The organism is Microbacterium proteolyticum (genome assembly GCF_014192415.1).
GTDB classification, from domain to species: Bacteria; Actinomycetota; Actinomycetes; order Actinomycetales; family Microbacteriaceae; genus Microbacterium; species Microbacterium proteolyticum.
Genome location: NZ_JACHXY010000002.1, coordinates 1 through 24,425, shown reverse-complemented (window position 1 = coordinate 24,425; position 24,425 = coordinate 1). Strand labels below are relative to the sequence as shown.

Genomic DNA, 24,425 nt, shown 5'->3' with positions numbered 1-24,425 from the left:
CATGGTCGTAGAGATCACACCGGGTCACAATCCCCTGCGCGATCCCGAGGATCGCCGTTTGAGCCGGATCGCCGGGCCCAGCGCCCTGGTGATCTTCGGCGTCACCGGCGATCTGTCGCGCAAAAAGCTCATGCCGGCGGTCTACGACCTCGCCAACCGCGGTTTGCTGCCCCCGGGCTTCGCCCTGGTCGGCTTCGCACGTCGCGACTGGGAGGACCAGGACTTCGCCGAGGTCGTCTACGACTCTGTCAAGAAGTACGCCCGCACCGAGTTCCGCGAAGAGACGTGGAAGGAGCTGCTCGAGGGAATCCGCTTCGTGCAGGGAGAGTTCGACGACCCCGACGCCTTCCAGCGCCTGCGCGCGACGGTCGACAAGCTCGACACCGAACGCGGCACCATGGGCAACCACGCCTACTACCTCTCGATCCCGCCCAAGGCCTTCCCGCTCGTCACGACGCAGCTGAAGGCATCCGGCCTCGTCAACGACGGTGACCAGAAGACGAGCGGGTGGCGCCGCGTCGTCATCGAGAAGCCCTTCGGCCACGACCTGGCCTCGGCACGCGAACTGAACGAGGTCGTCGAGAGCGCATTCCCCGCCGATTCGATCTTCCGCATCGATCACTACCTCGGCAAAGAGACGGTACAGAACATCCTGGCGCTGCGCTTCGCCAATGAGCTGTACGAGCCCATCTGGAACCGCAACTACGTCGACCATGTGCAGATCACCATGGCCGAGGACATCGGAGTGGGCGGTCGCGCGGGGTACTACGACGGCATCGGCGCGGCGCGCGACGTCATCCAGAACCATCTCCTGCAGCTGCTGGCGCTCACGGCGATGGAGGAGCCCATCAGCTTCAACGCGGCCGACCTCCGCGCCGAGAAGGAGAAGGTGCTCGCGGCGGTGCGCCTGCCCGAGAACCTCGCGGAGTCCACGGCCCGCGGGCAGTATGCCGGTGGCTGGCAGGGCGGCGAAGAGGTGCGGGGCTTCCTCGACGAAGACGGTATGAACCCCGAGTCGGTCACCGAGACGTACGCGGCGATCAAGCTCGAGATCAACACCCGCCGCTGGTCGGGAGTGCCGTTCTACGTCCGCAGCGGTAAGCGCCTGGGTCGGCGCGTCACCGAGGTCGCCGTGGTGTTCAAGCGCGCCCCGCAGCAGCTGTTCTCGCGCAGCCAGACGCAGGAGCTCGGGCAGAACGCGCTCGTCATCCGCGTGCAGCCCGACGAGGGCGTCACGATCCGCTTCGGTTCGAAGGTCCCCGGCGACGGAACGCAGGTGCGCGACGTGACGATGGACTTCGGCTACGGGCACGCCTTCACCGAGGCGAGCCCCGAAGCGTACGAGCGCCTCATCCTCGACGTGCTGCTCGGCGACCCGCCGCTGTTCCCGCGGCACGAGGAGGTCGAGCTCAGCTGGAAGATCCTCGACCCGATCGAGGAGTTCTGGGCCGCCGAGGGCGGTCCGCTCGAACAGTACTCGCCCGGGTCGTGGGGACCGGCATCCGCCGACGAACTCCTCTCCCGCGACGGCCGCACCTGGAGACGCCCGTGATCATCGACCTGCCCGACACCACCGTCAGCGCGATCTCGAAGAAGCTCGTCAGCGTGCGCGAAGAGGGCGGCGCCGTCGCCCTCGGCCGCGTGCTGACGCTCATCATCGTCACGCACCACGGCGCCGAAGAGGAGGTCATCGAGGCCGCCAACGACGCGTCGCGCGAGCACCCGATGCGCGTCATCGCCGTATTGTTCGGCGACGAAGACGAAGAGCCACGTCTCGACGCCCAGATCCGCGTCGGCGGCGACGCCGGCGCCAGCGAGGTCGTGGTCTTGCGTGCCCACGGCGCGGCCGGTTCCAACGCCGAGAGCCTCGTCACGGGTCTGCTTCTGCCCGATGCCCCGGTCGTCGCGTGGTGGCCGGCGGAGGCTCCGGCGAACCCGTCGCGCTCGGCCATCGGCCGCATCGCGCAGCGCCGCATCACCGACGCCTCGTCGCAGGCCGATCCCGCCGCGTGGGTCGCCGAGCTCGGTGAGCACTACGCCCCCGGCGACACGGACTTCGCGTGGACGCGGCTCACCCGCTGGCGCGAGCAGCTCGCGGCGGTGCTCGATCAGCCTCCCTACGAGCCGGTCACCGCGATCGAGGTGCGCGGTGCCGCCGACTCCCCCTCGACGTCGCTGCTCGCGGCATGGCTGGGCATGAAGCTCGATGCTCCCGTCGACTACGCCTACCTCCCGGCCGACGAGTGGGCGAGCGGCATCAAGTCGGTCCGCCTCACGCGTGCGAGCGGCGACACGTTGCTGGAGCGCCCCGAGGCGGGGGTCGCGATCCTCCGCCAGCCCGGACAGCCCACGCACGATCTCGCCTTCCCGCGACGGACGCTCCGCGAGTGTCTGGCCGAGGAACTGCGCCGCCTCGATCCCGACCTGCTCTATGGTCGAGTGATCACCGACGGGCACGATCTGCTGCACGCCGCGAGCGAGAAGAGCGAGTCATGAGCGACGGTTGGGCCAAGCGCGTCATCATCAAGCGCGACGCCGACGCCCTCGCGGAGTACGTCGCCACCCGCTTCGTGAACCGCATCGTCAAGCGTGTCGCCGAGGGCAAGCGCATGCACATCTGCCTCACCGGCGGCACCATGGGCGGTGCGGTCCTGCGCACAGCCGCGCGCGACGAGCGCGTGGCCGACATCGACTGGTCGCTCGTGCACTTCTGGTTCGGCGACGAGCGGTTCGTGCCACGAGAGAGCGACGACCGCAACGAGAAGCAGGCACGCGAGGCCTTCCTCGACCACATCGACGTACCGGCCGAGAACATCCACGCCGTCGCATCCAGCGAGGACGATGTCGATCTCGACACCGCGGCGATCGCCTACGCCGACGAACTCGCGCAGTTCGCTCCGTCGGATCGTAGCGAGACGGGCCCCTGGCCGTCGTTCGACATCTGCTTCCTCGGTGTCGGCCCCGATGCGCACATCGCCTCGCTGTTCCCGGACCGCCCCGAGATCTCGGTGACCGACCGGGCGACCGTGCCCGTCCGGGAATCCCCCAAGCCGCCGAGCGAGCGGGTCTCGCTGACACGTCCCGTCATCAACAGCTCGAAGCGCGTCTGGATGGTCATCGCCGGTGCCGACAAGGCCGCAGCACTCGGCCTCGCCCTGGCCGGGGCGAGCTATCAGAGCGTTCCGGCCGCGGGGGCGAAGGGGCGCCGTCGAACGGCGTTCTTCGTCGATGAGGTGGCCGCGGATCAGGTGCCGCCGCAGCTCATCGACCGCGAATACTGAGCGCTCACGCACACACGAGGACCGGATGCCATCGGCATCCGGTCCTCGTCGTTCGTCGTCGAGGTCTCGTGATGCAGGAGCGCGTCGTGCAAGTCAGGCACCACCTCCGGCGGGCCGGAGCTCCGGGCGACCCGGAGGTGCGCACCCGGACGGCATCCGCATGGTCGAGGGCGACGACAGCCGCCGACCGGATCGTCGACGACACCATGCTGCGCGTCTCCACACAGACCGGTCACCCGCGAGCCGCCGAACGACCGCCATGCAGGAATGAGCGGCTGCACCTGAGCAGCTGCACGAACGACGAAGGGCCGGATGCCATAGCATCCGGCCCTCTGCATCGTCACTGACCGCGGCGCTCGCGGAGCTGCTGCAACGCGTCGTCGAGCAGAGAAGCGGCTTCTTCGTCGCTTCGACGCTCTTTCACGTACGCAAGGTGGGTCTTGTAGGGCTCGGCCTTGGCCAGAGCCGGAGGGTTCGCCTTGTCGCGCCCAGCGGGAAGGCCCGAGTGCGGGGAGTCGATCGTTTCGGGGATCTCTTCGTCGGGAATGCCCGCGGCGAAGTACCGCACCGTCTCGTTGCCGAGGGCGTCCCAGTAGGACACGGCCACGCGGTCGGCGTGGAAACCGTGGTCCTGCTCGCCCATGGGGCCCGCACCGACGCGGGAGCCGCGGATCGCATTTCCTCCGGTGGCCATGTCAGAGCTCCGCGAACTTGGTCAGCAGGCCGAGGCCGACGATGGTGACGAACCATGTCAGAGCCAGGACGACCGTGAATCGGTTGAGGTTGCGCTCCGCGAGTCCGGAGGACCCCATCGCGGAACTCATGCCGCCACCGAACATGTCGGACAGACCGCCACCGCGACCCTTGTGAAGCAGGATGAGCAGGGTCAGCAGGAGGCTGGTGACGCCCAGGAGCACCTGCAGGACGAACTCGAGAATCTGCACTGTCGAAAGCCTTTCGCGAGCGGCCTGGTCGACCGCACAAGCGTCAAGTATAGAGGGCGGGGGCTCGGACGCACGGATGCCCGCGGCGAGGCGCCGCGGGCATCCGTGAGCGTCAGACGCCGACGTGCTTCTGGAAGCGGATGATCGCGGCGAACTCGTCGACGACGAGGCTTGCACCGCCCACCAGGGCACCATCGACATCGGGCTCGCGCATGAAGCCGGCGATGTTGCCCGACTTCACCGAACCGCCGTACAGCACGCGCGTGCGTGCGGCGGCGTCGGCCCCGAGCTTGTCGGCGACGACCGCGCGGAGCTTCGCGCAGACCTCCTGCGCCTGGTCGGGCGTCGCGGCCTGACCGGAGCCGATGGCCCACACGGGCTCGTACGCGACGACGATGTCGGCATCCGCCGACACGCCCTCGAGGGCGACCTCGAGTTGCCCGACCGGAACGGCGCTGGCGCCGAACTTCTCGAGATCCTCAGAGGTCTCACCGACGCAGATCACGGGCACGAGGCCGTGGCGCAGGGCCGCCTGCGTCTTCGCCGCGATGACCTCGTCGGTCTCGTGGTGGAACTGACGACGCTCGGAGTGACCGATGATGACGTACTTCGCATCGAGCTTGGCGAGGAACTGGCCCGAGATCTCCCCGGTGTACGCGCCGGAGTCGTGGGCCGAGAGGTCCTGCCCGCCGAGGGCGAACTCGATCTTGTCGGCGTCGAGAAGAGTCTGCACGGTGCGCAGGTCGGTGTACGGCGGGAACACCGCGACCTCGACACTGCCCTTGTCGTGCTTCGCTTCCTTCAACGTCCAGTGCAGCTTCTGGACGAACGCGACCGCCTGCAGGTGGTCGAGGTTCATCTTCCAGTTGCCTGCAATGAGGGGGGTTCTGGTCACACCCATCCGAGGACCTCCAGTCCGGGGAGCTTCTTGCCTTCGAGGAACTCCAGGCTCGCGCCGCCACCGGTGGAGATGTGGCCGAACGCCTCGTCCGCGAAACCGAGCTGGCGCACGGCTGCGGCGGAGTCGCCGCCGCCGACGACACTGAGGCCGTCGACCTCGGTGAGCGCCTGGGCGACGGTCTTGGTGCCGGCTTCGAACGCCTTCATCTCGAACACGCCCATCGGGCCGTTCCAGAAGACGGTGCGCGAGCCGCGGATCGCGTCGGCGAAGATCTCCGCCGTGCGGGGTCCGATGTCGAGTCCCAGTCCGGACGCACCGAAGTCGGTGTCCTCCAGAGCCTGGGCGTCGGCGACGACGTGCTCGGCGTCGGCCGAGAACGATGCCGCGACGACGGCGTCGACGGGGAGGACGATCTCGACGCCGCGCTCCTTGGCGGTGGCGAGGTAGCCCTTGACGGTGTCGATCTGATCCTTCTCGAGCAGGCTCGCACCGACCTCGTACCCCTCGGCGACGAGGAAGGTGAACATCATGCCGCCGCCGACGAGGAGCTTGTCGACGCGGGGCAGCAGGTGTTCGATCACGCCGAGCTTGTCGCTGACCTTCGACCCGCCGAGCACGACCGTGTAGGGACGCTCGGGGTTCTCGGTCAGACGGTCGAGGACCTCGAGCTCCTTCTGGATGAGCAGGCCCGCGGCAGAGGGCACCAGCTGGGCGAGGTCGTAGACGCTCGCCTGCTTGCGGTGCACGACGCCGAATCCGTCGGAGACGAGCGCGTCGCCGAGACCGGCGAGTTCTCGCGCGAAGGCCTGGCGCTCGGACTCGTCCTTCGAGGTCTCCCCCGGGTTGAAGCGGAGGTTCTCGATGACGGCGACCTCGCCGTTCTCGAGCGCGCCGACGGCATCCTGAGCCGACTCGCCGACCGTGTCGCGCGCGAACGCGACCGGTTGGCCGAGCAGCTCGGAGAGGCGCTGGGCGACCGGCTCGAGCGAGTACTTCGGGTCGGGCGCCCCGTCGGGGCGACCGAGGTGCGAACACACGACCACACGCGCGCCGGCGTTGATCAGTGCGTTGAGAGTAGGCAGCGACGCGCGCACGCGGCCATCGTCCGTGATGACGCCGTCCTTGAGAGGGACGTTCAGATCACAACGGACGATGACGCGCGTGCCGGCGAGCGACCCCAGCGAATCGAGGGTGCGCAGAGCCATGAAGGTTTACAGGCGCTCGGCGACGTACTCGGTGAGGTCGACGAGGCGGTTGGAGTAACCCCACTCGTTGTCGTACCACGACGAGACCTTGACCAGGTTGCCGCTGACGTTGGTCAGCTCCGCGTCGAAGATCGACGAGTGCGGGTTGCCCTGGATGTCGCTCGAGACGATCGGGTCCTCGGTGTACTGCAGGATGCCGTTGAGGCGACCCTCGGCGGCGGCCTTCTTGTAGACCTCGTTGACCTGGTCGACGGTCAGACCGTCGGTCGGCGTGATGATCGTGAGGTCGACGATGGAGCCGGTGGGCACCGGAACGCGGTACGACGAGCCGCTGAGCTTGCCGTTCAGTTCGGGCAGAACCAGGCCGATGGCCTTCGCGGCACCGGTCGAGGCGGGGACGATGTTGATCGCCGCACCGCGGGCACGACGGAGGTCGCTGTGCGGGCCGTCCTGCAGGTTCTGGTCGGCGGTGTAGGCGTGAGCGGTCATCATGAACCCGCGCTCGATGCCGAACGCCTCTTCGAAGACCTGAGCCAGCGGCGCGAGGCAGTTCGTGGTGCACGACGCGTTCGAGATGATGACGTCGGTCTCGGGGTTGTAGGTCTCTTCGTTCACGCCCATGACGATGGTCGCGTCGTCACCCGTGGCGGGAGCCGAGATGAGCACCTTCTTGGCGCCACCCGTGATGTGCTTCTTGGCGTCTTCCGCCTTGGTGAAGCGACCGGTCGACTCGATGACGATGTCGACACCCAGCTCGCCCCAGGGGAGGTTGGCGGGGTCGCGCTCTTCGAAGACCTTGATGGTCTTGTCACCGACGGTGATGGAGTCTGCGGTGTACGAGACGTCCTCGGTCAGCACGCCGCCGACGGAGTCGTACTTGAGGAGGTGCGCCAGCGACTTGTTGTCGGTGAGGTCGTTCACCGCCACGATTTCGAGGTCGGCCCCCTGCGCGAGAGCCGCGCGGAGGTAGTTGCGTCCGATACGGCCGAAGCCGTTGATTCCGATCTTGACGGTCACGGAATTTCTCCTGAATCAGTTATGCGCGATATGCGCGTGATTGCGGTGTTCGCTGGCGGACAACGGCGTCCCGGCGGGGTGCCCACCGGGACGCCCACGCCGTTTACGACAGTACCAGCAGACCCGCGGTCTTCTCACGGGCGGCGGCGAACCGCTGCTGGGCGTCGGCCCAGTTGGCGATGTTCCAGAACGCCTTGACGTAGTCGGCGCGCACGTTCTTGTAGTCGAGGTAGTACGCGTGCTCCCACACGTCGAGCAGGAGGATCGGCACGGTGCCCGCGACGATCTGGCCCTGCTGGTCGAAGAACTGCTGGATCACGAGGTTCTCGCCGATCGAGTCCCAGAAGAGCCCCGCCCATCCCGAGCCCTGCACGCCGAGAGCGGCGGCGGTGAACTGCGCGCGGAACGCGTCGAACGAGCCGAACTGGTCGTCGATCGCCGACTCGAGGTCACCGGTGGGCTTGTCGCCACCGTTGGGCGACAGGTTCGTCCAGAAGATCGAGTGGTTCGTGTGACCGCCGAGGTTGAACGCGAGGTCCTTCTGCAGACGGTTGATGTTGGCGAAATCGCCCTTCTCGCGCGCTTCGGCGAGCAGGTCGAGGGTGGTGTTCGCGCCATTGACATAGGTCTGGTGGTGCTTGCTGTGGTGCAGCTCCATGATGGTCGCACTGATGTGCGGCTCCAGCGCCGAGTAGTCGTAGGGCAGTTCGGGCAGCGTGTACTTCGCCATGATCTCAACTTCCGAATCGGGCACCGCCGGGACCTCTCCGCCGAGACGACGTGCGAGGAACCGCGCAGCGAGGGTGACGTCTTCATCCTATTGAGGGGTAACACCCGACCCACAGGGTTGCTTCCCCGGATGACGGAAGGTAGCGCCCTGCCCCATCGGGCACGGGCAGGATCGGATGCCGCTGGTCACGACATCCGAGAAGTCTCCGTGCTCGGCACATCCGCACTGTCCCCGGCGCGGGAGCGGTACGCGCGGGAGCGGTGCGTGCAGATCGGCGTGCGTGCGGGAGCGGTGCGTGCGGGATCGGCGTGCGTGCGGGAGCGGTGCGTGCGGATGCCGCGGGTCACGGCATCCGGACGACTTCAGTCCTCGGCGCCCATCGGCACGGCGGCCTCCGTGCCCGGGATGCCCTCGGTCTCGGCCTTCTTGTCGGCCATCGCCAGCAGACGGCGGATGCGGCCGGCCACGGCGTCTTTGGTGAGGGGCGGGTCGGCGTGGTGCCCGAGCTCGTCGAGGCTCGCGTCGCGGTGCGCCAGGCGCAGCTCGCCGGCCTGCTGCAGGTGGTCGGGAACCTCGTCGCCGAGGATCTCGAGCGCGCGCTCCACCCGGGCGCAGGCGGCCACGGCAGCCTGGGCCGAGCGGCGAAGGTTGGCGTCGTCGAAGTTGACGAGGCGGTTGACGCCGGCGCGCACCTCGCGGCGCTGACGCATCTGGTCCCACTCCCCCGCGGTGCGGCGGGCGCCCATTTCGTACAGCGCGCTGCGGATCGCCTCACCGTCGCGCACCACGACGCGCGGAACACCGCGCACCTCGCGGGCCTTGGCGGGGATGCCGATGCGGTGACCCGCGCCGACCAGCGCCATCGCGGCCTCGGACGACGGGCACGAGATCTCCAGCGCCGCGGACCGGCCCGGGTCGCTCAATGAGCCGCTCGCGAGGAACGCTCCGCGCCAGATGGCGCTGAGGTCGGGACGCGAGCCCGTGGTCAGCTTGTTGGGAAGCCCGCGCACCGGGCGGCGGCGCTGATCGAGCAGTCCCGTCTGGCGTGCGAGGGTCTCGCCGGCCTCGATGACGCGCACGGCGTAGTGTCCGCCGGTACGCCCCCCGGAGCCCTGCACGTGGTGCAGTTCGGGACGCACGCCGTACAGCTCCATGAGGTCGCGGGCGACGCGACGCGCGAGCACGTCGGAGTCGAGTTCGGCCTCGACGGCGACGCGATTGGCGATGGAGTGCAGACCACCGGAGAAGCGCAGGAGGGCCGTGAGCTCGGCGACGCGCGCGGTCGGGCGCGGGTCGCGAACGGTGATGAGTTCGGCCTTCACGTCGGCGGTCAGCGGCACGGTTCTCCTCGGGTGGGGGGGGGCGGCGGGGACGACGGTACAGCCTACTCGCGACCGAGGTCGCGATGAGCCACGCGGACGGCCACCCCGGGAACATCGGCCAGACGTGCAGCCAGTTCTCGCGCCATCACCACCGAGCGATGCTTGCCCCCGGTGCAGCCCACCGCGACGACCGAGTGCCGCTTGTTCTCGCGCTGATACCCGTCCAGCACCGGACGGAGGGCTGCTGCATAGGCGTCGAGGAACTCCGACGCTCCCAGCTGTCCCAGCACGTATTCGCGCACCCGAGGATCTTCGCCCGTGAGGGGACGGAGGTCTTCGTTCCAGAACGGGTTCGGCAGGAAGCGCATATCGGCGACGAGGTCGACGTCGGGCGGCAGTCCGTACTTGAAACCGAAGCTCATGAGGGTCACGGTGTGGCGCGCGGCGCCCTCTTCACCGAACAACGCCACGGTGCGCAGGGACAGCTGGTGCACGTTCAGCCCCGAGGTGTCGATCACCATGTCGGCGGCCTCCCGCAACGGTGCGAGACGCTCGCGTTCGCGTCGGATGCCGTCGAGGATGGTGCCGTCGCCCTGCAGGGGATGCGGTCGTCGCACGGCCTCGAACCGGCGCACGAGCACCGCGTCGCTGGCATCCAGGAAGACGACGCGCACCTGACGACCTGCCTGCAGCGCGCGCATCGCCTCGGGCAGGTCGCTGAACAGCGACCGCCCGCGCACGTCGACCACGACAGCCACCCGGGGTACCGCACCACCCGCGAGCTCGGTGAGTTCGAGCAACGGCCGCAGCATCTGCGGCGGCAGGTTGTCGACGACATACCAGTCGAGGTCCTCGAGGGCGTTGGCGACGGTGGACCGCCCTGCTCCCGACATGCCGGTGACGATCAGCACCTCACCTGGCTCGTCGCGTGCCGGCTCCATGGGCGTGGCCTCCCGTCGTGTCGTCACAGCCTACCGAGCCAGGTGCGAGTGGATCGCCTCGGCGAGGGCCGGACCGATCCCGGGAAGGGCCGTGATCTCGTCGGGACTGGCGTCTTTGAGCGCCGAGACCGACCCGAAGTGCCGGAGCAGCGCCTTGATGCGGGTGTCGCCGAGCCCCGGGACCTCCGCGAGCACGCTGGTGATGTCGCGCTTGCGACGTTTGCGCTGATGCACGATGGCGAAACGGTGGGCCTCGTCGCGCAGGCGCTGCAGCAGGTAGAGCGCCTCCGAGGTGCGCGGCAGGATGACCGGATAGTCCTCCCCCGGTAGCCACACCTCCTCGAGTCGCTTGGCGATGCCGCACAGCGCGATCTCTTCGTGCCCCGCGTCGGCGAGCGCTCGCGCCGCCGCCGCGACCTGCGGCTGACCGCCGTCGACGACGAGCAGTTGCGGCCGGTATGCGAAGCGCGGACGTTTGCGCGCCGTCACGACCTCGCCGTCGGCGGTGGCGTGGTCGGAGTCGGGGTCGGCGATGATCGCGCCCCCGACGGTCTCGGGCTCGATCTCCTCAGGCCGGTCGAGGTAGGCCAGTCGTCGTGTGAGCACCTGGTACATCGAGTCGGTGTCGTCGGTGGTCTCGGCGACACCGAATGAGCGGTACTGGTCCTTTCGCGGCAGCCCGTCTTCGAAGACGACCATGGACGCCACGACGTTGGTGCCGGCGAGGTGCGACACGTCGAAGCACTCGATGCGCAGCGGCGCCTCGGTCATGCCGAGCGCCTCCTGCAGATCGGTCAGGGCCTGCGAGCGGGCGACGTAGTCGCTCGTGCGGCGCGTCTTGTGCAGCATGAGCGCCTGCTGTGCGTTGAGCGTGGCCGTCTTGAGCAGGTCGGACTTGCGTCCGCGCTGGGCCACCTGCAGGGTCACCGGGCGCCCGCGACGCTCGCGCAACCACGCCTCCAGCTGCTCGGCGTCGTCGGGGAGCTCGGGCACGAGCACCTGCCGCGGGATGTCGGCGGCATCCGCGTCGCCGTAGGTGCGCTGCAGCACCTGGTCGACGAGTTCGGCGCCCGAGATGTCGATCTCCTTCTCGATCGTCGTCGCGCGCACACCGCGCACGCGGCCGCCGCGCACCACGAAATGCTGCACCGTCGCGGCGAGCTCGTCTTCGGCGATGCCGAACAGGTCGGCGTCGGTGTCGGATGCCAGCACCAGGGCGCTCTTGCCGAGCACGGCGTCGATGGCCTGCAGGCGGTCGCGGTAGTGCGCGGCGGACTCGTAGTCCATCGCGGCCGAGGCCTCTTTCATGCGCGCGGTCAGCTCGCGCGCGAAGCGCTGGTCTCCGCCCGACATGAAGGCGATGAAGTCGTTCACCACGGCCCGGTGCTCGTCGATCGTGACCTTCATCGAGCACGGCCCGCCGCAGCGACCGATCTGCCCCGGGAAGCACGGACGCCCCGAGGCCATCGCCTTCTTGTAGGACGAGTCGCTGCAGGTGCGGATCGGGAAGACCTTGATCATGAGGTCGATCGTGTCGTGCACCGCCCACACCTTGGGGTACGGGCCGAAGTACTTGGCGCCGCGAATCCTGTGATTGCGGGTCACGATCACCCTCGGCGCCTCATCGGCGAGGGTGATCGCCATGAAGGGATACGACTTGTCGTCGCGGTAGCGCACGTTGAAGGGCGGATCGAACTCCTTGATCCACATGTACTCCAGCTGGAGCGAGTCGACGTCGCTGGGCACGACCGTCCACTCGACGCTCGCCGCGGTGGTCACCATGCGGCGAGTGCGCTCGTGCAGCGAGTACAGCGGTGCGAAGTAGTTCGACAGTCGCGCCCGCAGGTTCTTGGCTTTGCCGACGTACAGCACCCGCCCCTCGGCATCCCGGAACCGATACACCCCCGGGTTGGTGGGGATCTCTCCGGCCTTGGGTCGGTAGGGCAGATGCGACATCCGTTCTCGGGATGCCACGGGTCAGCCCGCCGCGCTCACGAGCTCCCGCTCGGCGCGGTCCGCGTCGAGTGAGGGGGCGTTGCGCTGCGTCCCCGTGCGCCCGGTCTCGAGCAGTTCGGCGAGGAAGGCGCCGGTGTGGCTCCCCTCGACCTTCGCGACCTGTTCCGGGGTGCCGGTCGCCACGATCGTGCCGCCGCCCGCGCCGCCCTCGGGTCCGAGGTCGATCACCCAGTCGCTGCTCTTGATGACGTCGAGGTTGTGCTCGATGACGATGACCGAGTTGCCCTTGTCGACGAGACCGTTCAGCACCTTCAGCAGCAACGACACGTCCTCGAAGTGCAGACCCGTGGTCGGCTCGTCGAGCACGTAGATGGAGCGGCCGTTGCTGCGGCGCTGGAGCTCGGTGGCGAGTTTGACGCGCTGGGCCTCGCCTCCCGAGAGGGTCGTGGCCGACTGGCCGAGGCGGACGTAGCCGAGACCGACGTCGACGAGGGTCTTGAGGTAGCGGTGGATCGCCTGGATGGGCTCGAAGAACTCGGCGGCCTCGGAGATCGGCATCTCGAGCACCTCGGCGATGTTCTTGCCCTTGTAGTGCACCGACAGGGTGTCGCGGTTGTAGCGCTTGCCGTGGCATACCTCGCAGTCGACGTACACGTCGGGCAGGAAGTTCATCTCGATCTTCAGCGTGCCGTCACCCGAGCACGCTTCGCAGCGGCCACCCTTGACGTTGAAGCTGAACCGGCCGGCTTGGTAGCCACGGACCTTCGCCTCGGGGGTCTCGCTGAAGAGCGTGCGGATCCGGTCGAAGACACCCGTATAGGTCGCCGGGTTCGAGCGCGGCGTGCGACCGATGGGTGCCTGGTCGACGTGGACGACCTTGTCGAGGTTGTCGAGACCGGTCACGCGGGTGTGTTTGCCGGGCACGCGGCGCGCGCCGTTCAGCTTCGACGCGAGGACCTCGTACAGGATGCCGTTCACCAGCGTCGACTTGCCCGATCCGCTCACGCCGGTCACCGCGGTGAGGACGCCGAGGGGGAAGTCGACCGTGACGTTCTGCAGGTTGTTCTCGCGCGCGCCGACGACGGTGACCTGTCGCTTCTTGTCGATCTTGCGTCGCTTCTTCGGCGCCTCGATCGCGCGACGACCCGAGAGGTATGCGCCGGTGAGGGAGCTCTCGTCGGTCAGCAGTTCGGCGAGCGGCCCGGAGTGCACGACGTTGCCGCCGTCGACGCCGGCGCGGGGTCCGATGTCGACCACCCAGTCGGCCGCGTGGATGGTCTCTTCGTCGTGCTCCACGACGATGAGGGTGTTGCCGAGGTCGCGGAGGGTCTCGAGCGTCTGGATAAGACGACGGTTGTCGCGCTGGTGCAGTCCGATGGAGGGCTCGTCGAGCACGTACAGCACGCCCGTCAGACCGGAACCGATCTGCGTGGCGAGACGGATGCGCTGCGCCTCGCCACCCGACAGTGTGCCGGCAGCGCGGCCGAGGCTGAGGTAGTTCAGCCCCACCTGCAGGAGGAAGTCGAGACGCGCGCGGATCTCGCGCAGCACCGCCGCGGCGATGGTGGCTTCGCGGTCGGTGAGAGTGAGCTCCGAGAAGAACTCGCGGGCGTCGGCGAGGCTCATTCGGGATGCCGCGGCGATCGAGGTGCCGTCGACGAGCACGGCGAGCACCTCGGGCTTGAGGCGGTCGCCGTCGCACACGGCGCACGGCACCTCGCGCAGGTACTCGGACCAGCGCTGGCGCTGCGTGTCGGACTCCGCCTGCAGGTACTGACGCTCGATGTAAGGAACGACGCCTTCGAACCCCGACGAGTAGCGCATCTCGCGGCCGTAGCGGTTCTTCCACTTGACCGTGACCTTGTAGTTCTCGCCGCGCAGCACCGCCTGCTGCACGTCGTGCGTCAGTTTCTTCCACGGGGTGTCGAGCGAGAAGTCGAGGTCACGGGCCAGACCCTCGAGGAGGCGCTCGTAGTACTGGAACAGGCCCTTGCCCTGCGTCGTCCAGGGAAGGATGGCGCCGTCGCGGATCGACAGCTCTTCGTCGCCGAGCATGAGGTCGACGTCGACCGACATGCGCGTTCCGAGACCCGAGCAGACCGGGCAGGCGCCGAACGGGGCGTTGAACGAGAAGGTGCGCGGTTCGATCTCGGTGAGCTGCAGCGGGTGCCCGTTGGGGCACGACAGCTTCTCGGAGAACGACTGCCAGGCGTCGTCGCCCTCTTCGTCAACATAGTTCACCTGCATGATGCCGCCGGCGAGACCCATGGCCGTCTCGACCGAGTCGGTCACGCGGCTGAGATTGTCTCCGGATGCCACGAGCCGGTCGACGACGACGGCGATGTCGTGCTTGTAACTCTTCTTCAGCGTCGGCGGCTCGGCCAGCTGGATCAAGTCGCCGTCGACGACGGCGCGCGCATAGCCCTTCGCGCTGAGCTCCTTGAAGAGGTCGACGAACTCGCCCTTCTTCTGCGTGACGACGGGGGCGACGATCTGGTAGCGGGTGCGCTCGGGCAGTTCCATCAGCTGGTCGGCGATCTGCTGGATCGTCTGACGCTGGATGCGGGCACCGCAGTCGGGGCAGTGGGGCACACCGACGCGCGCCCACAGCAGACGCATGTAGTCGTGGATCTCGGTGATCGTGCCGACCGTCGAGCGCGGGTTGCGGTTGGTGGATTTCTGGTCGATCGATACCGCCGGACTGAGTCCCTCGATGAAGTCGACGTCGGGTCGATCGACCTGCCCGAGGAACTGGCGCGCGTAGGCGCTCAAAGACTCGACGTAGCGGCGCTGACCCTCGGCGAAGATCGTGTCGAACGCGAGGCTCGACTTGCCGGAGCCGGACAGACCGGTGAAGACGACGAGGGAATCGCGTGGGATGTCGAGGTCGACGTTCTTGAGGTTGTGCACGCGCGCGCCACGCACACTGAGCTTTGCGCTCGTACCTGAGGTGGCGGGCGAGGAGGGCGAAGAAACGGGAACGATCGGCACGTGTTAAGTCTAGGTCGGGCCTCCGACATCGGCCCCGGGTTCGCCCCGGGCGCACGGATGTGCGAGAGTGCGGCGGCGCGATACGGGCTTCACTCCGCCGAGCGGGCGACCCCGGCGAAGGGTGCGAGCCCGTCTCGCAGTGCGATCAGCGCTTCCTCCGACACGCCCACCCGCGCCATGATCTGGCCGGGGACACCGAGCGCGGCTTCGCGGAGCGCGCGCCCCTCGTCGGTGAGAGCGATGTCGAGCACCCGCTCGTCGTCGGTGCGGCGGGTGCGATCGACGCGCCCCTGCGCCTCGAGACGTTTGACCAGCGGTGACAACGTGGCCGGCTCCATCGCGAGCTCGGCGGCCAGCGCCCCGAGCGCGCGCGGCGATCGCTCCCAGAGGGCGAGCATGACCAGATACTGCGGATGCGTCAGGCCGAGCGGCTCGAGCACGGGGCGGTAGATCGAGACGATGTTGCGAGCGGCGGAGACGAGGGCGAAGCACACCTGGTTCTCCAGCTTCAACGGATCCTGCACGCGCGACCTCCTAAATCGTTAGTACACTAATAATCATGACACGAAAGGATGCCGATCGCCCGCCGCTTCGCGAGCGTGTGCGCGAGGCGGGCGGCTGGTACCAGTACCTCAACACGCGTCTGATCCGCGTCGCCGGACCCGCCTCGGTCGGCCCCTACGAGACGACGCCGGAGCCCGTCCGCACGGGCCGCCCCTGCCCCCTGTGCGGTCATCCGATGACAGAGCACAGCGTCGACCGGTCCGGGCCGAAGCCCCTGCTGCACTGCCCCTGACACGGGAAGGGCGCCGGTCGACGATCACCCCAGCTGCGGGCGCCCCGCCTCGTCCAACGGCCACCCCGGGTTGACGGCGACCTCCCACGGGTGCCCGTCGGGGTCGACGAAGACTCCCGAGTAGCCGCCCCAGGGCGTCGGCGCGCCCGCCCGCGCCACGCGCGCACCCGCCGCCGCGGCGTCGGCGAGGATGGCGTCGACCTGTTCAGCCTCGACGACGTTGTGGGCCAGGGTCACGCCACCCCATCCGCCGCTGTCTTCGACGCCCGAATCGGCGGCGAGTTCGTCGCGACCCCACAGCGCCACGACGAGGCCACCCGTGTCGAAGAATGCGACGTCGCCTTCGACGGATGCAGGATGCGCCTTCCATCCCAGTGCGCCGTAGAAGATGATCGCGCGCGCGAGGTCGCGAACTCCTAGGGTGACGAGGGTGATCCGTTGGTCCATGAGTGGTTGCGGGCTCAGGCGTGCCCGGCTCTCTCCATCGCTCGCAGCTCTTTCTTCATGTCCTGCACCTCGTCGCGTAGACGCCCGGCGAGCTCGAACTTGAGCTCCGCCGCCGCCGCCAACATCTGTTGCGTGAGGTCGGCGATCGTCGATTCGAGTTGATCTGCACCTTCTGCGGCGATTCCCGTGCGACGGAGCGAGGGCGTCGGCGACTTGCCTTTACCCGCCTTGTCGTTTCGTGCGAGGAGCTTCCTCGTATCGGTGGCCTCGCGGTTCAACACCTCGGTGATGTCGGCGATCTTCTTCCGCAACGGCTGCGGGTCGATTCCGTGCTCGGTGTTGTAAGCGACCTGCTTCTCTCGCCGCCGCTCGGTCTCGTCGATCGCGTTGCGCATCGAGTCGGTGATCCTGTCGGCGTACATGTGCACCTCGCCGGAGACGTTTCGCGCGGCACGGCCGATGGTCTGGATGAGCGACGTCCCGCTGCGGAGGAATCCCTCTTTGTCGGCATCGAGGATCGCCACGAGCGAGACCTCGGGCAGGTCGAGTCCTTCTCGCAGCAGGTTGATGCCCACGAGCACGTCGTAGACGCCGGCGCGCAGCTCGGTCAGCAGCTCGACGCGCCGCAGGGTGTCGACGTCGGAGTGCAGGTACCGCACCCGCACGCCGTGCTCCCCGAGGAAGTCGGTCAGCTCTTCGGCCATCTTCTTGGTGAGGGTGGTGACGAGCACGCGCTCGTCGCGCTCGACGCGCAACCGGATCTCTTCGAGCAGATCGTCGATCTGACCCTTCGACGGCTTCACGACGATTTCGGGGTCGACCAGGCCCGTCGGACGGATGATCTGCTCGACCACCCCGTCGGCGATGCCCATCTCGTAGCGACCCGGCGTGGCCGACAGATAGACGGTCTGACCGACGCGCTCCTTGAATTCATCCCACCGCAGGGGGCGGTTGTCCATGGCGCTCGGCAGTCGGAACCCGTGCTCCACCAGCGTGCGCTTGCGTGACGCGTCGCCCTCGTACATCGCACCGATCTGAGGCACCGTCACATGCGACTCGTCGATGACGAGCAGGAAGTCGTCGGGGAAGAAGTCGAGCAGCGTGTGCGGCGGGTCACCGGGCATGCGGCCGTCCATGTGACGCGAGTAGTTCTCGATGCCCGAGCAGAAACCGAGCTGCTGAAGCATCTCGAGGTCGAAGGTCGTGCGCATGCGCAGACGCTGCGCCTCGAGGAGCTTTCCCTGCGACTCGAATTCTTTCAGGCGCTCCTCGAGCTCGTGCTCGATGGTGCCGATCGCGCGCTGAACCGTCTCGGTGCCCGCGACGTAGTGCGAGGCCGGGAAGATCGGTACGGAATCCATCTTCTCGATGACGTCACCGGTGAGCGGGTGCAGCGTGTACAACGCCTCGATCTCGTCGCCGAACATCTCGATGCGGATCGCGTACTCCTCGTACACCGGGATGATCTCGATCGTGTCGCCGCGCACGCGGAAGTTGCCGCGTGAGAAATCGACGTCGTTGCGGTTGTACTGCATCGAGATGAACTTGCGGATTAGCGCGTCGCGGTCGTACCGCTCCCCCACCTGCAGGGCGACCATGGCGCGCAGGTACTCTTCGGGCGCACCGAGGCCGTAGATGCACGACACCGTGGATACGACGATCACGTCACGGCGGGACAGAAGCGAGTTGGTGGTCGAGTGGCGCAGACGCTCGACCTCGGCGTTGATGGAGGAGTCCTTCTCGATGAAGGTGTCGGTCTGCGGCACATAGGCCTCGGGCTGGTAGTAGTCGTAGTACGAGACGAAGTACTCGACGGCGTTGTTCGGCATCAGCTCGCGGAACTCGTTAGCCAGCTGCGCCGCGAGGGTCTTGTTGTGCGCGAGCACCAGCGTGGGGCGCTGCACCTGCTCCACCAGCCAGGCCGTCGTCGCCGACTTGCCGGTACCGGTCGCACCCAGCAGCACCACGTCGGTCTCGCCGGCGTTGATGCGACCGGCGAGGTCGGCGATCGCCTGCGGCTGATCGCCGGAGGGCGAGTACTCGCTGATGACCTCGAAGGGACGGACCGAACGCGTTGCCTGCATGATTCCAGCGTAGGCGGGGCCTCCGACATCGGGGTCGGGTTGCGTTCGCCGTACGCGAGCACGACGGCGCTGGGGAGGGTTCCCTCTGTCAGCGAGGGCGCGTCACGCGGTCCCACAGCTGGTCGACCTGGTGCCTCGTGGCATCCAGCGTCGTGCCCGTGTCGATGACCACGTCGGCGAGGGCGAGGCGCTCCTCGTCGCTGGCCTGAGACCCGATGCGCGCGCGCGCATCACTCTCGCTGAGTCCGCGGATCTCGACGAGGCGGCGTACGCGTTCTTCCACCGGCGCGTGGGCGACGGCGATCAGATCCCAGCCATCACCGCCCCGCGCTTCCGCGAGCAGCGGAACATCGTAGACGACGACGGCATCCGGATCGGCGGCGAACGCCTCGTCGAACCGCCGCTGCGATTCGGAGCGGACGGCGGGGTGCACGAGCGCGTTCAAGGCGGCCAGCCGGTCGGCATGCCCGAACACCAGAGCACCGAGGGCGGGTCGATCGAGGGCGCCGTCATCGCGGAGCACCTCGGAACCGAACTCGGCGGCGATCGCCTCGAGCACCGGGGATCCGGGTGCCTGAACCTCGCGCACGATGGCGTCGGCGTCGATGACGACGGCTCCGTGCTGGGCGAGGGCGGTCGCGATGGTGGACTTGCCCGAGGCGATTCCACCTGTCAGCGCGAGAAGAGGCACCCGACGAGGATGCCACATCGTGGGGCGGGTGACGGCGAGCACCGGCCGCCCGACCGCGCCCTCAGAAGCCGAAGTCGCCCCCGAAGTCGCCTCCGAAGTCCGCGCCGACGTCACCTCCCGCACCGGGGTCCACCCCGCCGGCGTCGACGGCCCCCGCGTCGCCCGCCCCCGCGTCCGCGGCGGCGCCGTCGGCGTACCCCGCGTCGTATCCCGGGTCGAACATCGCACCCACCAGCGCCGAGCCCACCACGTATCCGCCGATCGTGCCGAGCATCGACGCGCCCAGCATCGAGCCGAAACCGGGGCCGCCCGAGAACGACCTGCCACCGAACGTGCGCTCCATGAAGCCGGGCTGCGAGTACTCGGCGCGGGTCGCGGCACGCGCGAGAGTGGCGGGCTGGTCGTCGGCGGGCCGCTCGGAGGGCGCCAACCCCGACGAGAGGTCCTGCAGCACCTGCTGACGCTGCGCCGCTGTGAGCTTGCCGAACGCCTCGGCGTGCACCTGCTCGACCGTCTCGGGCGGAGCCGTGCGCAACAGGTACCGGTAGCGATCCACGGCCTGTCGGTCTTCGTCGGATCCGGATGCCGCAGGCTCACCGGCACCGGCCGGCGGCGGTGCGTATCTGCCGTCGGCATCGCGCAGTTCGCTCGCCACGCCGCGCGGGGCCGCCGGTGCGGCCGCGCGCGGCGGCTCATCGCCGGACCCGAAGAGTCGATCGAGGAATCCCATGGTGCGTTACCTCCCACATCGTGTGCGGCCCACGCTAGACGGCCCGCCTCAGCGCCCACGAGGGCTTGCCGCCGGCGTGGACAGGTGTTCCCTCACCCTCGCCGAGCGATCCCTTCGCTCACCCACCGGGCGTACAGGGCCCACGGGTCGTCGACCCCGGCAGCGACGGCGTCGATGTGGGCATTGAGGGCCGTGGACCGCCGGAACCATTCCGTGCGGCCGAACCTCTCGTCGGCGAACAGAGCATGTCGTCTACGCTCGACCGATCTGTCGCCCGGCTCGAAGGCGAGGAGTTCATCGTGCCAGATGGCGGCGAGCCGCTGCCGCGGCCGTGCGGTGGTACCGATCTTGATCCGGTCCTCGAACCGCAGGTAGTACACGACGTCCACACGGGGTGGGGGGAGTTCGTCGTCGACGGCGTCGCCGTGCCGCCATTCGCACACCGCGCACAGCCACCCGCTCGGCCACCGCACCCCGAGCCGCGATCCGCACAATCGGCACGGTGTCGGCAGAACGTCGGTCACACCGTCGTGCGCCGTCGTCCACTCCGCGCTGACGGCCGCGTGCCACCCGCACAGGGCCACGGGCGCCGTGGGGTCGACGGCACCGGCGCAGGAGTCGACGAGGCAGACGGGGGCGGACATGCGCTCACGCTACGCCCGACCCCCGACATCGCTCACTCGTCGCTCTCGGGACCCTCCAACACCAGGAAGAGGCCGGCGTACGGTCCCAGCTCGATCGAGAAGCTCTGCAGTTCGTCGACGCGCCCGAGGACGTCGCCGGTCGCCGCATCCACTGCGGTGCTCTGCGGAACGAGGTACTCGGAGCGCACCGTGCCCTCGATCGTCTCGGCCGAGAAGTTCAGGACCGTGATCTGCAAAGGTGCATCCTCGGCGCGGTGGTCGCCCCCGTCGAGTCGGTGCACCATGACGAGCATGCTCGGGTGGCCTACCTGCGGGATGTCGACCTGCGACGCGATCGCGATGCCGTGGTCACCGCGGATCCGCAGTACGTCGCGCAGCCCCGACAGGAACGACTGCGGGTCCGCCTGCTGATCACCCAGCGACCCGTAGAGCGAGCGCGCGCGCGGCATCCCCGAGATCGACGACGCCGCGTCGGGGGCCACGTCGAGCAGATCGTGGGCACCGCGTTCGATCCAGCGGGTGTCGCCCGACGAGATGAGGTGGCGCACATCGTCGGCAGGCACCGTGAGCGATCCCGTGAGGTCCCACCCCGACAGGGCGAACACCCCGGGCTGCCACGAGTTGTACTTCGCCAGCAGCAGGTGCGCGTCACGAATGGCGGGCACGTCGGCTTCGGTGATGTCCTCGAGGGTCGACTTGCCCTGCGTGGCGGCGATGAGGGATGCCGTCGTGCAGGCGATGCCGTTCTGGGTGAAGACGAGGTTGTAGTCGGCGTCGACCGTGAGCTTCTCGGTCAGCTCGGCCCGCACCATCTCGGCGATCTCCGCGCCCGAGTGCTCGTCGTGCCGGAAGGGATAGAGCGTGTCGCGGTGCGTGGTCGCCCAGTGGACGAGCTCGTACGTCAACTCGTCGTGGTTCTGCATTCCGTGCACCAGCTGCACCGGCTCGACGCCGGTCTCGAGCGCGGTGTTCAGGGCGAGGCGGAGGAACTCCGTGTTCGCCGTCGCCAGCGCGTGGTGGTAGCCCGGGCGCGTGACGAAGTCGTACGAAAGGTCGGCGCCGACCGCGCTGGTATCGCGGATGTCCTCCATCGTCAGGTTGAGCTCCTGGAAAGTGAAGCCGCCGACCTTGCGCACCATGCCGGCGATGATGTGATTCGCCGCATGCGAGAGCGGGTGGCCTTCCGACCACGCGGGAAGACCTTCGGCGCTCTTCTCCACACCGAGGAAACCGTTGGCATCCAGGCGGAGGGCGCTCGTACCGAGGTCGCCGAGCGAGTGCAGAGCATCGCCGATGACCAGCCGCATTCCCGCGAAAGTGGGGTCGAGCCAGTTGATGGAGGGCTGCCCCTCCTTGAAGTAGTGCAGGTAGACCCACCTGCGCTCGAGACCGTCGGTGCCGACGACGGGCGCCGTCGCACTCCAGTTCGTCTCCTTCACACCGGGCGTGTAGAAGATGACGCGCTGCAGTTCGCCGATGATGTACCCGCGCGCACTCAGCTCGCGTTCGGTGTCGGCGTCGAGGTTGACCGAATCGCGCCCCGCGGGCACCTCCGGCAGCAGCTCCCAGTCCTCTCGGGGAATCTCCACCATGTGGTAGATCCCCGGGTAGTCCTTGTAGGCCATCTCGGCGAGGCGGAAGTCGGAACCCTTCCCCGTGTGACCGGGGACGATGTCGTCGATCACGCTGCCGCCGTGCGACTCCGCCACATCGGCCACGCGGCGGAACGCGTTCTCGTCACCGAACTCGGGGTCGATCTGCGTGCTGATGCGGTCGAAGTGACCGTCGACGCTCGGCGTCTCCTGCCATCCCGTGATTCCGCCGGCCCGCTTGACCGGACCCGTGTGTATGCCGTTGATCCCCACCCACTCGAACGCTTCCCACAGTGCCTCATCGCCCAGCGCTTCGAGGAAGGACTCCCCCGGTCGGGTGATCAGCGAAATGGGGTACGCCGTGAACCACACGTCCGTCGACTCGATGGCCCGCCGAGCATCGGGGCGGGCGTAGGGGTTGCGCCACATCGACGGTTGGCCCGACAACTGCCGACTCAGGACGTCGGCATCCTTCAACATCGACTGCCGCACCAGCCATTCGACATAGGACGGGTTGAGCCCGTTGGCGCTTCGCGGATCGGTGAGGAACCGCCGGAGCGTGCCACCGCGGAACTGATCCCGCGGTCGAAGGCGTCTCGGCCGGGCCGGATACCGCTGCTCGTCGTAGCTGATCTCCGACACGTTCTCGACCGCGTCCTCTGCATCCACCGGTGTCGATCCCACCATCTCGTCGTCCGTCATGCTGCGCTCGCCGGCATCGTCCACTCGCGACCTCCCTCACGTCCTCTTCGACGCTAGTCGGTCGGCACGATGATGCGCCGAGGCATTGACCTGGGCGCGGAAACCGGTGACTGTTGCCGTCACTGCGACGGCGATGACGATCGGCGCAACGCCCATCCCGCGAGAGCCATGGCCAGCGAGCACATGGCCAGCACGGCACCGAGGAACCACCCCCACCCGGCCGTACCGAACACGATGCCCAACGCCCACCCGAACAGACTCGATCCGGCGTAGTACCCCAGGTAGTACAGGGAAGACGCTTGGGCGCGCGCCTCCCCGTCCGCTGCGACCGGCGTCCACCCGGATGCCACGGCGTGCGCTCCGAAGAATCCCGCGGTGAAGGCGACGAGCCCGACGACCACGCTCACGACTGCGGACACGAACATCAGCGCCGCGCCCGCCGACATGACGACGCAGCACACCAGCAGCACGGGCAGTCGTCCGTGGCGGACCGCGAGGACCCCGGCGCGGGGCGACGAGACGGTTCCGGCCAGGTAGGCCAGGAACAGCAGAGTCACCACCGACGGTGCGAGAGAGAACGGCGGTTCGATGACATGGAATCCGAGGTAGTTGTACACCGCGACGAAGGCGCCCATGAGCAGGAAGCCCTGTGCATACAGCGCGAGTTGCACCGGCGATCGCAGATTGAGCAACAGACGCCGCCGCACCGACGGGCCAGGTGTCGTGCGGAGGCGGCCCGGCACGAACCCGCGCGACGCGGGCACGAGAGTGAGGAAGAGCACTGCCGCGATCACACACAACAGAACGACGGATGCCACCCCCCACCGCCATCCGAACGCTTCCGCCACCCAGCCAGAGACCACCCGGCCGCTGAGCCCGCCGACCGTCGTCCCCGCGATGTAGGACCCCGCTGCCGCCGCGACATAACGCGCATCGACCTCCTCGCTCAGGTAGGCGAGGGCGACGGCGGGCACTGCTCCGAGAGCGACCCCCTCGAGAAGACGCAGGGCGAGAAGGATGCCGAGATCGTGGGCGAGGGGCGTGACACCGCCGAGGATCGTCGCGGCGATGAGCCCGATCGTCATCGCGGGCACGCGACCGATCCGGTCGGCCACGATCGACCAGGGGATGACGGCGGCGGCGAGACCCAGGGTCGACGCCGACACGGTCAGGGCCGCCGCCGACGGTGACGTGGGGACGTCCGCGCCGATCATGGGCAGGACCGCCTGCGTGGCGTAGAGCTGGGCGAACGTTGCGACGCCGCCGAAGAACAGCCCGACCAGGAGACGGCGATACTCACGGCCGCCCGGCACGTGCCCTGTGAAGTCGGTCACCCCTTCGAGCCTAGTTCCGAGCCCGGGTACGACGAAGCGCTGGTACGTGCTCCCCCGAAGGGAAAGCTCGTACCAGCGCTCGCTAATGGGTGGGGGTGAAATGCGAAATGGCCACCC

At 68.3% G+C, this 24,425-nt stretch carries 22 protein-coding genes; 4 read left to right on the top strand and 18 right to left on the bottom strand.

All coding sequences use genetic code 11. The annotated features are described in order from the left end of the window. Position 1: 1 nt before the first annotated feature. The 3 genes from zwf to pgl are packed head-to-tail and all read left to right on the top strand — an operon-like array spanning position 2 to position 3,281. On the top strand, positions 2-1,552 hold the full coding sequence (gene zwf, locus FHS07_RS08390; protein WP_183419482.1) for a glucose-6-phosphate dehydrogenase: 1,551 nt from the start codon (positions 2-4) through the stop codon (positions 1,550-1,552). Continuing rightward, positions 1,549-2,496 (top strand): glucose-6-phosphate dehydrogenase assembly protein OpcA, encoded by a 948-nt coding sequence (locus FHS07_RS08385; protein WP_183419481.1) that lies wholly within the window; start codon positions 1,549-1,551, stop codon positions 2,494-2,496. Before zwf ends, FHS07_RS08385 begins: the two co-directional genes overlap by 4 nt. Further along, positions 2,493-3,281: a 6-phosphogluconolactonase gene (pgl, locus tag FHS07_RS08380; protein ID WP_183419480.1), complete on the top strand. Its 789-nt coding sequence runs from the start codon at positions 2,493-2,495 to the stop codon at positions 3,279-3,281. The genes FHS07_RS08385 and pgl overlap by 4 nt, the downstream gene beginning before the upstream one ends. Before the next feature lie 340 nt (positions 3,282-3,621). On the opposite strand, the gene FHS07_RS08375 is transcribed toward pgl, so the two are convergent. From FHS07_RS08375 to FHS07_RS08325, 11 genes are all read right to left on the bottom strand, one after another. Continuing rightward, positions 3,622-3,975, bottom strand: a complete 354-nt coding sequence (locus tag FHS07_RS08375; protein WP_183419479.1) for an RNA polymerase-binding protein RbpA — start codon at positions 3,973-3,975, stop codon at positions 3,622-3,624. 1 nt (position 3,976) lies between these two features. After that, positions 3,977-4,225, bottom strand: coding sequence for a preprotein translocase subunit SecG (secG, locus tag FHS07_RS08370; protein ID WP_055955190.1), 249 nt, complete (start codon positions 4,223-4,225; stop codon positions 3,977-3,979). A gap of 112 nt (positions 4,226-4,337) precedes the next feature. Next, positions 4,338-5,126, bottom strand: coding sequence for a triose-phosphate isomerase (gene tpiA / locus FHS07_RS08365; RefSeq protein WP_183419478.1), 789 nt, complete (start codon positions 5,124-5,126; stop codon positions 4,338-4,340). Then, entirely contained in the window at positions 5,117-6,331 is a 1,215-nt protein-coding gene (locus FHS07_RS08360) for a phosphoglycerate kinase (protein ID WP_183419477.1), read from the bottom strand. The genes tpiA and FHS07_RS08360 overlap by 10 nt, the downstream gene beginning before the upstream one ends. A gap of 6 nt (positions 6,332-6,337) precedes the next feature. Beyond that, positions 6,338-7,348: a type I glyceraldehyde-3-phosphate dehydrogenase gene (gene gap, locus FHS07_RS08355; protein ID WP_055955199.1), complete on the bottom strand. Its 1,011-nt coding sequence runs from the start codon at positions 7,346-7,348 to the stop codon at positions 6,338-6,340. A 103-nt stretch (positions 7,349-7,451) separates the two neighbouring features. Further along, positions 7,452-8,078, bottom strand: coding sequence for a superoxide dismutase (locus FHS07_RS08350; protein ID WP_183419476.1), 627 nt, complete (start codon positions 8,076-8,078; stop codon positions 7,452-7,454). Positions 8,079-8,440: 362 nt separating this feature from the next. Beyond that, on the bottom strand, positions 8,441-9,418 hold the full coding sequence (gene whiA / locus FHS07_RS08345) for a DNA-binding protein WhiA (protein ID WP_183419475.1): 978 nt from the start codon (positions 9,416-9,418) through the stop codon (positions 8,441-8,443). Between the two features lie 44 nt (positions 9,419-9,462). Further along, positions 9,463-10,341 carry an RNase adapter RapZ gene (gene rapZ, locus FHS07_RS08340; protein WP_183419474.1) on the bottom strand — a complete coding sequence of 293 codons (879 nt, stop codon included), beginning with the start codon at positions 10,339-10,341 and terminating at the stop codon, positions 9,463-9,465. Positions 10,342-10,371: 30 nt separating this feature from the next. After that, entirely contained in the window at positions 10,372-12,297 is a 1,926-nt protein-coding gene (gene uvrC, locus FHS07_RS08335) for an excinuclease ABC subunit UvrC (RefSeq protein WP_183419473.1), read from the bottom strand. 21 nt (positions 12,298-12,318) lie between these two features. Continuing rightward, on the bottom strand, positions 12,319-15,288 hold the full coding sequence (gene uvrA, locus FHS07_RS08330; RefSeq protein ID WP_183419472.1) for an excinuclease ABC subunit UvrA: 2,970 nt from the start codon (positions 15,286-15,288) through the stop codon (positions 12,319-12,321). An 89-nt stretch (positions 15,289-15,377) separates the two neighbouring features. Next, positions 15,378-15,812, bottom strand: coding sequence for a transcriptional regulator, SarA/Rot family (locus FHS07_RS08325; RefSeq protein WP_183419471.1), 435 nt, complete (start codon positions 15,810-15,812; stop codon positions 15,378-15,380). A gap of 35 nt (positions 15,813-15,847) precedes the next feature. Between FHS07_RS08325 and FHS07_RS08320 the strand changes: the two genes are divergently transcribed. Further along, positions 15,848-16,084 (top strand): hypothetical protein, encoded by a 237-nt coding sequence (locus FHS07_RS08320; RefSeq protein WP_058233259.1) that lies wholly within the window; start codon positions 15,848-15,850, stop codon positions 16,082-16,084. 24 nt (positions 16,085-16,108) lie between these two features. On the opposite strand, the gene FHS07_RS08315 is transcribed toward FHS07_RS08320, so the two are convergent. The 7 genes from FHS07_RS08315 to FHS07_RS08285 form a co-directional block, all read right to left on the bottom strand. Continuing rightward, positions 16,109-16,531, bottom strand: a complete 423-nt coding sequence (locus tag FHS07_RS08315) for a VOC family protein (protein WP_183419470.1) — start codon at positions 16,529-16,531, stop codon at positions 16,109-16,111. A gap of 14 nt (positions 16,532-16,545) precedes the next feature. Further along, positions 16,546-18,615: an excinuclease ABC subunit UvrB gene (gene uvrB, locus FHS07_RS08310; RefSeq protein ID WP_183419469.1), complete on the bottom strand. Its 2,070-nt coding sequence runs from the start codon at positions 18,613-18,615 to the stop codon at positions 16,546-16,548. 88 nt (positions 18,616-18,703) lie between these two features. Beyond that, positions 18,704-19,306: a dephospho-CoA kinase gene (coaE, locus tag FHS07_RS08305; RefSeq protein ID WP_183419468.1), complete on the bottom strand. Its 603-nt coding sequence runs from the start codon at positions 19,304-19,306 to the stop codon at positions 18,704-18,706. Positions 19,307-19,367: 61 nt separating this feature from the next. Next, positions 19,368-20,036: a hypothetical protein gene (locus tag FHS07_RS08300; protein ID WP_183419467.1), complete on the bottom strand. Its 669-nt coding sequence runs from the start codon at positions 20,034-20,036 to the stop codon at positions 19,368-19,370. A gap of 92 nt (positions 20,037-20,128) precedes the next feature. Further along, positions 20,129-20,680 (bottom strand): GIY-YIG nuclease family protein, encoded by a 552-nt coding sequence (locus FHS07_RS08295; protein WP_183419466.1) that lies wholly within the window; start codon positions 20,678-20,680, stop codon positions 20,129-20,131. Between the two features lie 32 nt (positions 20,681-20,712). Then, positions 20,713-22,959 (bottom strand): maltose alpha-D-glucosyltransferase, encoded by a 2,247-nt coding sequence (gene treS / locus FHS07_RS08290; RefSeq protein WP_183420137.1) that lies wholly within the window; start codon positions 22,957-22,959, stop codon positions 20,713-20,715. 134 nt (positions 22,960-23,093) lie between these two features. Continuing rightward, positions 23,094-24,308, bottom strand: coding sequence for an MFS transporter (locus FHS07_RS08285; protein ID WP_183419465.1), 1,215 nt, complete (start codon positions 24,306-24,308; stop codon positions 23,094-23,096). Positions 24,309-24,425 lie beyond the last annotated feature (117 nt).